Annotated in this window: 11 protein-coding genes, 1 tRNA gene and 1 pseudogene; 1 reads left to right on the top strand and 12 read right to left on the bottom strand. The window is 60.6% G+C overall.

Annotation, left to right across the window (positions count from 1 at the left end; translation table 11 throughout):
- Window positions 1-459 precede the first annotated feature (459 nt).
- Entirely contained in the window at window positions 460-702 is a 243-nt protein-coding gene (locus BF95_RS23265; protein WP_152542906.1) for a hypothetical protein, read from the top strand.
- A gap of 579 nt (window positions 703-1281) precedes the next feature.
- On the opposite strand, the gene BF95_RS23260 is transcribed toward BF95_RS23265, so the two are convergent.
- The 12 genes and pseudogenes from BF95_RS23260 to cyoB all read right to left on the bottom strand — a co-directional run bounded on the left by BF95_RS23260 (window position 1282) and on the right by cyoB (window position 11394).
- Complete coding sequence (locus tag BF95_RS23260) at window positions 1282-2406, bottom strand: tyrosine-type recombinase/integrase (RefSeq protein ID WP_235209960.1); 1125 nt, start codon at window positions 2404-2406, stop codon at window positions 1282-1284.
- Window positions 2403-2885: a helix-turn-helix domain-containing protein gene (locus tag BF95_RS23255; RefSeq protein WP_043154914.1), complete on the bottom strand. Its 483-nt coding sequence runs from the start codon at window positions 2883-2885 to the stop codon at window positions 2403-2405. Before BF95_RS23255 ends, BF95_RS23260 begins: the two co-directional genes overlap by 4 nt.
- 5 nt (window positions 2886-2890) lie before the next feature.
- On the bottom strand, window positions 2891-3061 hold the full coding sequence (locus tag BF95_RS23250; protein WP_051520210.1) for a helix-turn-helix domain-containing protein: 171 nt from the start codon (window positions 3059-3061) through the stop codon (window positions 2891-2893).
- 290 nt (window positions 3062-3351) lie between these two features.
- Window positions 3352-4209 carry a hypothetical protein gene (locus BF95_RS23245; protein WP_152542905.1) on the bottom strand — a complete coding sequence of 286 codons (858 nt, stop codon included), beginning with the start codon at window positions 4207-4209 and terminating at the stop codon, window positions 3352-3354.
- Between the two features lie 44 nt (window positions 4210-4253).
- Complete coding sequence (locus BF95_RS23240; RefSeq protein ID WP_043154910.1) at window positions 4254-5486, bottom strand: tyrosine-type recombinase/integrase; 1233 nt, start codon at window positions 5484-5486, stop codon at window positions 4254-4256.
- 213 nt (window positions 5487-5699) lie between these two features.
- A tRNA-Gly gene (locus BF95_RS23235) sits at window positions 5700-5773 on the bottom strand.
- A 35-nt stretch (window positions 5774-5808) separates the two neighbouring features.
- Window positions 5809-6342: a response regulator transcription factor gene (locus BF95_RS23230; RefSeq protein ID WP_043154908.1), complete on the bottom strand. Its 534-nt coding sequence runs from the start codon at window positions 6340-6342 to the stop codon at window positions 5809-5811.
- The gene (locus BF95_RS23225; protein ID WP_043154907.1) at window positions 6332-7657 is read right to left on the bottom strand and encodes an ATP-binding protein; all 1326 of its coding nucleotides are present in this window, start codon (window positions 7655-7657) and stop codon (window positions 6332-6334) included. The genes BF95_RS23230 and BF95_RS23225 overlap by 11 nt, the downstream gene beginning before the upstream one ends.
- Window positions 7654-8367: an SURF1 family protein gene (locus tag BF95_RS23220; RefSeq protein WP_043154904.1), complete on the bottom strand. Its 714-nt coding sequence runs from the start codon at window positions 8365-8367 to the stop codon at window positions 7654-7656. The genes BF95_RS23225 and BF95_RS23220 overlap by 4 nt, the downstream gene beginning before the upstream one ends.
- Window positions 8364-8729 carry a cytochrome o ubiquinol oxidase subunit IV gene (gene cyoD, locus BF95_RS23215; protein ID WP_043154902.1) on the bottom strand — a complete coding sequence of 122 codons (366 nt, stop codon included), beginning with the start codon at window positions 8727-8729 and terminating at the stop codon, window positions 8364-8366. Before cyoD ends, BF95_RS23220 begins: the two co-directional genes overlap by 4 nt.
- A pseudogene (gene cyoC / locus BF95_RS23210) lies at window positions 8726-9359 on the bottom strand (cytochrome o ubiquinol oxidase subunit III). The gene cyoD and the pseudogene cyoC overlap by 4 nt, the downstream one beginning before the upstream one ends.
- 4 nt (window positions 9360-9363) lie before the next feature.
- The gene (gene cyoB, locus BF95_RS23205) at window positions 9364-11394 is read right to left on the bottom strand and encodes a cytochrome o ubiquinol oxidase subunit I (RefSeq protein ID WP_043154900.1); all 2031 of its coding nucleotides are present in this window, start codon (window positions 11392-11394) and stop codon (window positions 9364-9366) included.
- Between the last annotated feature and the right edge of the window lie 106 nt (window positions 11395-11500).

Here is an 11500-nt window from a genome sequence, read left to right as displayed (position 1 = left end):
CTGGACTTGGGTCTGTCGTACCAAGTGATTATATGCTTGCATCGCGGCGAGCCGTGACGGTTCCAGCCATCAAAAAGCATTGATGACATTTTACGCTATCGCTAAAATCTAACAACTTTTTTATGGGGGCAAGCGTCGATCTCTTTTCTTAGTGAGCGCTATGGGGGTAAGGCTCGATGAACGTCGCTGGGCAAAAGATCGAATCTCGTAATATCTGGCGAAGAAATCTCCCACTGACGATCATGGATCAGAATATCGATAAATATTGCTCCTTTGCTTACGCATATTGCGCCACTCATATTCGAGCGTGCTGCCTATGAGCGGGTTAACTGCATAGAATATCTCCAGGGCATGGGATCATCCGGGGAAAGTAGATGTGCAGTAGTGGACGTGGGATATGGCGGAACGATCCAGCGGCACCTTGATAAGTTGGTCCCCGGCAAATTTCACGGTTTGTACATGATGGCCAACAAGAGTGCGTTTGATTGGAGCAAGACCTCGACAACGGAGGTGCGAGGATGCTTCGTCGCCATGGTTGATGAATCCCCTAATGGGATATCACCTATGCTGGAAAACAGTTTTATACTGGAGAAGATGCTTAGCGCCGACGATGAGCAATTATTATACTACGGCAAGGATGGTGATCCCCAATTTCGAGAGCTCCAGGCCTATGTTGGTGCAGGGTCAAACGTTTCGCAATGAAAATGCAGCAGGGGTGCCATAAAAATAATATCAAGGATGCTGTACGTTTCCGTGAAACAATACAAGAAGATTTTTTCGGCCTCACCAAGCCTGGCTCAAGACCTATTTGAGGAGTTTGTCTCACACATATCTGATGATGAAGTAGCATGCTTTGCGTCTTTGGAGCTTGATGACTTCTACTGCGGGCGTGGTATTGTTGCATAGGGTCTGGACGTGTTTAATTGCCTGCTAATATAGTGATTGTTCGTCCACTGGCAGCGCGAGGAGACGCTATCACGAACGGTGTGATCCGGTTCTCGGAGGCTCAGATGCGCGGCATCTAGCCGTACTTCCCTTTTGCCATCGGTGAGCAGATGGCAGATGATCATCGGATCAACAGGGGGGGCAGATTACGCCCAGCCTAACGCTGTCAGCTGGACACCCGCCAAAACTCTGGCGGATTTTGGGAACTCGTGGTTCATTGACGGGTCAGCCATTGCAGGTGCTCACATTTTCGCGGGTATCCAGCTAAACACAAGATCACTTGGTGATCGCGAGCAGGTATTTGACGATCATCTAAGCCGTGACACCGACACGCAATCACGCGTGGGGCAGATGGAGCCCCTGTTTTTTTGCTAGCGCCGCGATCAGATCGCCCATGTCTGCGTCGACCAGCGCGTCGCCAAAATCGCCCGTCCGCCGCTGGCCCAATCCCTTGATCAATTCCGCCTGCCGGTGGGCGGGTACCTGCCCGTAACTGGTCAGCGTGGTCATCACGTCATTATGGCCCAGATTCTGCGACCAGGCCTTGAACGCTTCGGGCGTGTCGCACAGCCTTTCGCCCAGCCGCGCCAGCATGTCGCGCAGGCTATGCGGGTTGAAATAGGGCAGGGTCGCCGCCTCGCAACCGGCTTTGAAGGCATCGCGGATCGGTTGCGTCGTGGTCCAGCCGTGGCGCAAAAATCCCGCCGCGACAAATCCGCCCTCGTCGCCCAGCGCCATTTGCGTGGCGGGGAATAGTGGGTCATCATCGCCCCATTGCCGTTCGCGGCGTAGCCAGTCGATCCAGTCCGTGACGATGGCCAGCGCGTGCCCGCCCACCGGGAAGAACCAGGTCGTGAAGGTTTTGGAGAATTTCGTCCGCACATCGCGCGCGTCCTGCACCACCGCGCACCGCTCCAGATCGACATGCTTCAGCTTGAACGACGCCAATGCATCGGCCCGCGCCCCGGTGAGCATGGCAAAGGCGATCAGCGCCCGCCCGCGTCTGTCCTGATCGCTGCCCACCGGCATGGCAGTCAGGACATGGTGCATCTGTTCCAGCGTCGGCACCCGCTTTTCCCGTTTGGCGCGCGCGACGGACAGTTCCTTTTCCGACAGGTTGAAATAGTCAGCATCATCATAGCGGATTTTGGCCTTGTAGCCCGGCTGGCCCGCCAGCCAGACAAAGAAGCCGCGCAGTTCGCGCACGGTCGTTTGTATGGTGGACCAACTCAGTCGATCGCCAGTGCGGGCGTTTGCCTGTTCCGCCAGCCCGTTCTTGAACGCCACCGCCTGTTCGCGATGAAAGCGTTTGAAGTCCTTGGCCCGCGTCACATCCTCAAAGCGACGCAAGGCCTTGGCCGTGGCGTCGATGGACGCTTCGCTGCGCCGCTTGGCTTCCTTCAGGTAGTGGAAATATTCGCGCTTGATGCGCTCATTGGCGGGGTTGTGTTTCACCATCATTCGGCCTCCTTGCCATAGTCACAATTTAGGGAAGGGATCGGCTTCCCCTTTAATCGTGATGGCCCCTCCGCAATCTGGACGAGCAAACCGGGCATGATCGTCGCCAATGCATCGCGCCGGGCGCGCCGGTGCATGATCGTCTCGCACGTTCCGCACAGCGCCTTCAGATTGCCGGTGCGGGCGTTGATCGGCGTCCAGTCCACCATGCCTAGCGCGGGCGCGCGCGGCTCCCGACAACGGAAGCAATAGAGCGTGCCGGCGTGACAGGGGCGCTTGCGGCTGGCGCTGCGCCGTTCCAAAAAGGCGCGCAGGTCGCGGCCTAGGAACAGGATCGGCCGGGCGTTATCGATCGGGGTCAATCCGCTCCGCTGCCAGCCGCGCACACTGTTCTTGTGAACGCCCAGCGTCCGGGCGGCTTCCTCCACCGAATAGGTGCGGTGCAGTTTGATCGCGCGCGGGCTGGCGCGCTTGCCGGGCATGGGCGTTACTCCGGGCCGTCGCCAATCAGCGCGCGGATCGAAGCCGTCTTGACCAGCGTGCGACGGCCCAGCTTCACCGTGTCGAGACGGCCTTCCTTGATCAGCGCATAAATGGACGTGCGGCCAAGGCTCAAAGCCTTCGCGGCGTCGTTGATGGATGTTGCTATGGGTTCCATGTTCGTTCCTTCGCTTGGGTCCGCCGACATTCCAGCGGGTGCGAAAGTGAATTTACGAACGATGGCGAACAGTGCAGCCGGATTGAGCCGGAAAAAGCCGGAAACTTAATTTCCGGCTGATCGAAGTCGAACCAAAGCGGCTCGCACTACTGGCTGGACAGTTGTTCGGCTCAGGCTTTCAAAACCCTTCGCTGCCAAGCGCTCCTCCACGGCACCTATTACGGCATCCTGCCCCTCTGCGCCCGACCCGTTCGGGATGCCCTCTTCATGAATGTAGCTAACCAGTTCGGCTATCCAGTCAGCCCATTTTTCGCTTTTCTGCCGTCCACCGCGCGCGCCCGGTCCGTGGGAGTATCAGGCCGTGTGCCAGCGGCGGGGACAGGCTTCTGCACGTCACCGTTATCCTGCTCCCTCAACATGGCCTCAAGCTCAATGATGCCGGAAACGTCGAACTCAGCTCCTTTTATCCGCACCTTGTGCAGATCGCCGTCTATCCGTCCTCGCCCTGCAAATGTTCCCGACTGCCAATCGAGAATCGCGTCCGGTCCCATTGCGCAATGCTCCCAGAACCACGCTGGAATGGCGACGTGGGACGATTCCTCTTCATTCGCTCCATAGCGGTCCGTCACTTCGCACCAGAAACTGCCGCAACGCGCCTCAATCAGTCGAGCGCGACAGAACCGGGCAATATGGGCGGCCGCTTCCTGTTTCGTGCAGCCTAGCTGGTGGCACAATTCATCTACGCAGTGCGCAGCGGACGCATAGTTGCCACCGACCGCCGGGTTGAGCTTGCTTTTGGAGGTGCGTCCTGACGGCAACATCGCTTCTATGTCGTTTTCCCGAAAAGTGACGCCATAGGCTCGGCAATGAAGCTGATTATCTATCCACGTCGAGAAGTCACCCGAAGGCCATTTTTGTGTGAGCGCGGCATCTGCTTTCGCCCACCAAAAATAGGCAGGGACATCCGCATCCTCCAACCGCTGATCACCTAGGAACAGCACATGCGCCTTCGCAACGATGATGCCGTCATGCGCTCTACTGCAAATAGCCTCGGCCGCTCGGAAAGGGTTGACCCTGCCTACTCGGTCATAGGCCTCGGCTGCGCTAATCCATCCTTCATCCATCCGGGCAAAATAGCGCTCAAACAAAAACTCGCAAGCAAGACCGAATGGTCGCGAACGGCGATGGACAATCAGGCGACAGCGATTTGGGGAAATACCACAACCGCACCGCTGCCCCGCAGATTATCCAAATAGTCCGACCACCATTGCGCCATGTCCACGCGCTCTTTCCAGTGCGCCCCGCGATGATAAGCTGCGCGCACCTTATCGCTGTCACCGTGGGCCAGCGCCCGTTCGATGGCGTCGGGATGCCATTTGCCGCTTTCGTTCAGCAGCGTTGATGCCATGGCGCGAAAGCCGTGTCCGGTCATTTCGTCGCTGGCATAGCCCAGCCGCCGCAACCCAGCGTTGATGGTGTTTTCGCTCATCGGGCGGGTGCGGGTGCGGATGGAAGGGAACACATAGCCAGACGGACCGGTTATGGCCTGCACTTCGCGGAACAGAGCGACGGATTGGCGGGAAAGCGGGACATGGTGCGCCTTGCGCATCTTCATCTTGCCCGCCGGAATGATCCACAATGCGCCGTCCAGATCAAACTCGCCCCATTCGGCATGACGCAACTCGCCAGGGCGGACGAAAACATGGGGTGCAATCTGCAACGCCAGTTTGGTGATGCCGCTGCCCTCATAGTCATCTATCGCCCGCAATAGCTGGCCGACCTTCTTTGCGTCCGTAATCGCGCCATAATGGGTGACGGTCGGGGCAGTCAGTGCGCCGCGCAGATCGCGGGTTGGGTCCGATGCCAGCCGGGCGGTTGCCACGGCATATCGGAACACAGCGCCCGCCAATTGAAGACTACGCCGGGCGCTTTCCAGCTTCCCTTTGCCTTCAATCCGGCGAATGGCGGCCAGCACGTCGGCCGGTTCTATCTCGCTAATAGGCAGTTTGCCGATCGACCCGCAGACTAGCGACAGCAGATATTCGCTGCGGATGGCCGTGGCCGGTGCCCAGCCCTTCGTGCCGTCGCGCCTCCGCTTGTCGCAAAATTCATCACAGATCGCCTTGAACGTGTCGGCCGCCGCTATCCGCGCCCGCACCTTATCCCGTTGCTTCTCGCGCGACGGGTCTTTGCCAAGGGCGATTAGTTCGCGGGCTTCCTCCCGCCGCCTGCGCGCCTCCCCAAGGCTGATTTCGGGATAGGCTCCCATGGCCAGCAGTTTTTCGCTGCCATCCACGCGATATTTCAGCCGCCACAGCTTTCCGCCTGCCGGGGTAATCAGCAGGAACATGCCGTTCCCGTCCGCCAGCTTGATCGCCTTCGCGCCGGGCTTGGCATTGCGGACGGCAATGTCAGTGAGGGCCATAGGATTCGCGAGCCTTTCCGGGGCTATACCCCCAATATACCCCCAAGCGTGGGGGTATCGATTCGGCCGTTTTGCATATACCCCCCCAATCATACCCCCAAGGGCGAGTGACTGGATACGAACGCGAGTGAACGCTGGCGGCCTGATAACCGCTAAATACCTTGGATTTTGGGGCTTTGTCTAGACGCCTACGAACATCGGCGGACAGCAAATTGGAGCGGGTGAGGGGAATCGAACCCCCGTCGTCAGCTTGGGAAGCTGCTGCTCTACCATTGAGCTACACCCGCGTCGCAATCGCCATTGGCACGGCGCGAAACGATCGTCAACCGACCTGCCGCTTGGCCAGTTTGCGCGCCAGGGTGCGGCGGTGCATGCCCAAACGGCGGGCGGCTTCGGAGATATTGAAGTCGCTGTCTTTGAGCACTTCATGGATATGTTCCCATTCCAATGTCTTGATCGACGTGGGGCGGGGGGCAAGGGGAGTGTCGGGGTCGCCGCCGGAGCGGGCAAAGGCGGCCTCTATGTCGTCGGTGTTGGACGGTTTGGCGAGATAATGGGTCGCGCCGAGCTTGATCGCGTCCACGGCGGTCGCGATGCTGGCAAAGCCTGTTAGCACGACGATGAGCATCGCAGGATCATGGGCGTGCAGCGCCTGGACGCAGGCGAGGCCGGACTGAGGGCCGAGTTTGAGATCGACGACGGCAAAGCCGGGGCGGTGGTCGGCGAGTTGGGCATGGACCGTTTCCAGGCTGTCGGCGAGCAGCACGGTATAGCCGCGCCGCTCGAACGAGCGTTTGAGCGTGCGGGCAAAGGCTTCGTCATCCTCGACGATCAGCAACAGCCGTTCAGACGTCATTCTTGCCCTCCTCCAAGGCCAGGGTCGCCAGCGGCAAGCGCAGTAGGATCATCGCGCCGCCCTCCGCGCTGTTGCTCGCATTGACCCGGCCGCCCAGCTTGCGCACGACATTGACCACCAGGAAGAGGCCGAGGCCGCCGCCCTGCTTGCCCTTGCTCGACCGATAGGGTTTGCCGACATCGGCCAGCATCTCTTCGGTGAAGCCGGGGCCATTGTCGCGCACGGCGATATGGAGCCAGCGATTGTCGCGGCTGACCAGCATGTCGATATAGGTCGCACCCGCTTCGCGTGCATTGTCGAGCAGGTTGGTGACGGCCTGGCGGATCACAGGGTCAGCGACGATGCGCGGATAATCATGCGGGCCGAAATCGCAGCGCAACGGCATACCGGGATTGGCGCTGCGCCAGTCGCGGGCAATGGCGTCCACGAAATCGCGGACATTGGTGACCTGCGGCGCCTCGCCGCGCGCCTCGCCCGCCGACATCAAGATGCCCGACAGGATCGCCTTGCAGCGTTTGATGGCGGTTTCCATCTCGCCGACTTCCTCGACCAGCGCGGGGTGGCCGGTGATTTCGGGCATGTGGCGCCAGTCGCCCAGCACCACGGCCAGTTGGGCGAGCGGCGTGCCCAACTCATGCGCGGCGCCCGATGCGAGCAGGCCCATGCGGACGATATGTTCCTCCTCCGCCGCCTGTTGCCGCAACCGGGCGAGATAGGCTTCACGTTGCTGGAGGTTGCGGGTGATGCGGGTCATGAACAGGACCAGCAATACGGCGATCATGGTGAGGCAGATCCAGGTGCCGATGATATGCAGGTCGAACAAGCGGTCTTCAAACGCTTCGCTGAGATCCAACGGGCGATAAACGAGAGATAGCATCGCCGCGCAAAGCGAGGATATGGCGACGATGCCCCAGATGCTCCAGCGGTGTAGTAGCACTGCGCCCAGTGCCACCTGTACCAGGTAGAGCGAGATGAATGGATTGGTCGCGCCGCCGCTGAGATAGAGTTGGGTGGTCAGCACCAGCACGTCGAACAACAGCGCCAGAAACAGTTCGGCATGGGTGATGTCGGTGCGCCGTCGCAGCACCATCATGCTGGCAAGGTTGGTGGCGGCCGCGCCGCACAGGACGGCCAGCATCGCAGGAACGGGCAGGCGGATGTCCATGGCATAATGGACGATCAGGATGGTCGCGACCTGGCCCGCGATGGCGATCCAGCGTAACTGGACCAGCAGCGCCATATTCTTGCGCCCGGCGGCGTCCGCGGACCATTGGCTGGGAAGCCAACGCGCGCGCAGGGGCGTGTTGCCCTTCATGCCCGGCGATCTTTTCCTGACTGGCGCATGACGAAGATATAGGCACCCGCGACCATCGCCGCCAGCGTGAACCAGGTGATGGCGTAAACGAGATGGTTGTTCGGGAATTGCACCACGGTCAGCCCGCCGACGGGCAGGGCGTCGGGCTGCGGCACCAAATCGGCATCGATGAAATAAGGGAGGGTGGCGGGCAGGGTGCGGGCGGCGGCGATGGCGGCGACGTCGCGCGAATACCAGCGATCGGCCGCGGGGTCATTGTCGCGCAGGAAGCCGCCGCCCGGTTCGGTCAGGCGTAGCAGGCCGGTGACGCGGACTGGTCCTGCCGGGCGGGTGTAGCTGGTGCGGGCGTCGGGCGGCACGAAGCCGCGATTTATGAGCAGCGTCGTGCCGTCCGCACGCCGGAGCGGGGTCAGCACCCAGAAGCCGGGGCCACGGACAGTCGATGCCTGTACGAGTGTTGCGCGGTCGTGGAGGAAAGTGCCGGTCGCGGCGACGCGGCGATATTCGTCGGATTTGGTCGCCTTGGCGGGCGCTGGCACCGGCGCGGCGTGAATGCGGACAGCGACCCGGACAATCAAATCGCGTTTCCACGCCAGCCGTTCGACCTGCCAGACGCCAAGCGTACATAGGCCCGTAAACAGCAATGCCGCGATCAGCGTCAGGCCGATCACGAACCCCGCCCGGCCATGGCGGGGGTTCGCGGCTGTCACGGCATCTGGCTCATGTCATGGGTCATGGCCGGCATCATATTGGTGTTGAGATGATACATGACCCACATCGAACCGGACAAGGTGATGACCACCAGGACCAGCGTGAACATGAGCGCCATCATCGACCAGCCGCCTTCGGAACGGGTGTTCATGTGCAGGAAGTAGATCATGTGGACGACGATCTGCACGACGGCGAAGGCCATGATGACGAGCGCGGTGGTCTGCGGATTGGCGAAATAGCCGGTCATCACCAGCCAGAAGGGGATGGCCGTCAGGATGACCGACAGGCCAAAGCCGATCATATAGCTGCCCATCGTACCGTGCGCCCCATGCGCGTGGGTGTCGTGATCGTGCGCGCTCATCGCAGCATCCCCATGAGATAGACGAAGGTGAAGACGCCGATCCAGATGACGTCGAGGAAATGCCAGAACATGCTGAGGCACATCAGGCGGCGCTGGTTGGCGGGGATCAGCCCCTTTTTGGCGACCTGGACCATCAGCGTCACCAGCCAGATGATGCCGAAGGTAACGTGCAGCCCGTGGGTGCCGACCAGTGCGAAGAAGGCGGACAGGAAGCCCGACCGCTGCGGCGTCGCGCAGGTGCGCGAATTCATAGAGTTCGATGCTGAGGAAGGCGAGGCCGAACAGGCCGGTGATGGCCAGCCAGCCCTGGGTCGCGCCAACCTTGTTCTTTTCCATCGACAACATGGCAAAGCCATAGGTGATGGACGAGAAGAGCAGCATCGCAGTGTTGAGCGCGACGAGGTTCAGGTCGAACAGGTCGCGCGGCCCTGGCCCTGCGGCATAGCTGCTGCCCAGCACGGCATAAATGGCGAACAGGCAGGCGAAGATGAGGCAATCGCTCATCAGGTAGATCCAGAAGCCCAGCGCGGTGCTGGAGCCTTCGGGATGATGCGGTTCCTCGCCCAGATGGAAGAGGGGCTTGCCGTCCTGGTCAAGGAAGGCGGGGTCGATCTTGGATCTGCTGGCCATGGTCTTAGCCCTTCGCCGGAAGTTGGGCGGCAAGCAGCGTGCTGCGTTCGCCCTCGGTGCGCTCGACCACATCCTGCGGGATGTAGAAGTCGCGCTTATAGTTGAAGGTATGGCCGATCGCGACGGCGAGGATGCCGACGAAGGACAGGCCCGCCAGCCACCAGATGTACCAGATCATGCCGAAGGAGAAGGCCACGGACAGGACGGCGATGATCAGGCCGGTCGCGGTATTGGACGGCATATGGATCGCCTTATAACCGGTCAGCGGACGCTCATAACCGCGCTTCTTCATGTCCGCCCAGGCGTCGCCATCGTGGATGACGGGCGTGAAGGCGAAATTATAGTCCGGCGGCGGCGAACTGGTCGCCCATTCCAGCGTGCGACCGTCCCAGGGATCGCCAGTGGTGTCGCGCAGTTGATCGCGATTCTTGATGCTGACCGCGAACTGGATGAACATGCAGGCGATACCCGCCGCGATCATCACTGCGCCCAGCGCTGCGATCTGGAACCAGATTTGCAAGCTCGGATCGTCGAACACGCGCATCCGGCGGGTGACGCCCATCAGGCCCAGCACATAGAGCGGCATGAAGGCGGTCCAGAAGCCCACGACCCAGAGCCAGAAGCTGCGCTTGCCCCAGGTGGTTTCCAGCCGGTAGCCGAATGCTTTGGGCCACCAGTAATTGATCGCCGCGAACAGGCCGAACAGCACGCCGCCGATGATCACATTATGGAAATGCGCGATCAGGAACAGCGAGTTGTGCAGCACGAAGTCGGCCGGGGGCACGGCGAGCAGCACGCCGGTCATGCCGCCCACGGTGAAGGTCAGCATGAAAGCGACCGTCCACATCATCGGCAGTTCGTAGCGGATGCGGCCGCGATACATGGTGAAGAGCCAATTGAAGAGCTTGGCACCCGTGGGAATCGAGATGACCATCGTCGTGATGCCAAAGAAGCTGTTGACGCTGGCGCCCGACCCCATGGTGAAGAAATGGTGCAGCCAGACGAGATAGCTGAGCAGCGCGATGACGATCGTCGCATAGACCATCGAGCTATAGCCGAACAAACGCTTGGACGAGAAGGTCGAGGTGACTTCGGAAAAGACGCCGAACAGCGGCAGGATGAGGATATACACCTCCGGGTGGCCCCAGATCCAGATCAGGTTCACATACATCATGGGGTTGCCGCCCATGTCGTTGGTGAAGAAGGCCGTGCCGATATAGCGGTCGAGGCTGAGCAGCGCGAGCACCGCCGTCAGCACCGGGAAGGCGGCGACGATCAGGATGTTGGCGCAGAGCGAGGTCCAGGTGAAGATGGGCATCTTCATCATCGTCATGCCCGGCGCGCGCATCTTGACGATGGTCGCGATCAGGTTGACGCCGGACAGCAAGGTGCCGATGCCCGCTATCTGCAGGCCCCAGATATAATAATCGACGCCGACGCCCGGCGAATAAGCGATGCCCGACAGCGGCGGATAAGCAAGCCAGCCGGTGCGCGCAAATTCGCCCACGAACAGCGACATCATGACGATGATCGCGCCAGCCGTGGTCATCCAGAAGCTGAAATTGTTGAGGAAGGGGAAGGACACGTCGCGCGCGCCGATCTGGAGCGGGACGATATAGTTCATGATCCCGGTGATCATCGGCATCGCGACGAAGAAGATCATGATGACGCCATGCGCCGTGAAAATCTGGTCGTAATGATGCGCGTTCAGATAGCCTTCGGAGCCGTTGAACGCCATCGCCTGCTGCAGCCGCATCATGATCGCGTCGGCAAAGCCGCGCAGGAACATGATGAGCCCCAGGATCATATACATGATGCCGATGCGCTTATGATCGACGGTGGTGAACCAGTCGTTCCAGAGCGTGCCCCAGAGTTTATATTTCGTGACCAGCCCGAACACCACCGCGCCCCCCAGCGCGACCATGAGGAAGGTGCCGACGACGATCGGCTCATGCAGGGGGAGCGAACTCCAGTCGAGACGACCGAAGATCAGCTTCCAGATGCCACTATTTTCGGAGGCGGGATGCGGGGACATGGGCGTTACGGCCTTGATGTAGAGAGAAGGGGAATGGGGATGCATGGGTCTTTATAAAGCCCCTCCCTTCAGGGGAGGGGTTGGGGTGGGGGCGGTGCGGCAGGTG

Source organism: Sphingobium sp. Ant17 (assembly GCF_000588875.1).
In the GTDB taxonomy this organism is placed as follows: Bacteria; Pseudomonadota; Alphaproteobacteria; order Sphingomonadales; family Sphingomonadaceae; genus Sphingobium.
The sequence above is the reverse complement of the archived record's forward strand: the minus strand, read 5'-3'. Positions and strand labels throughout refer to the sequence as shown.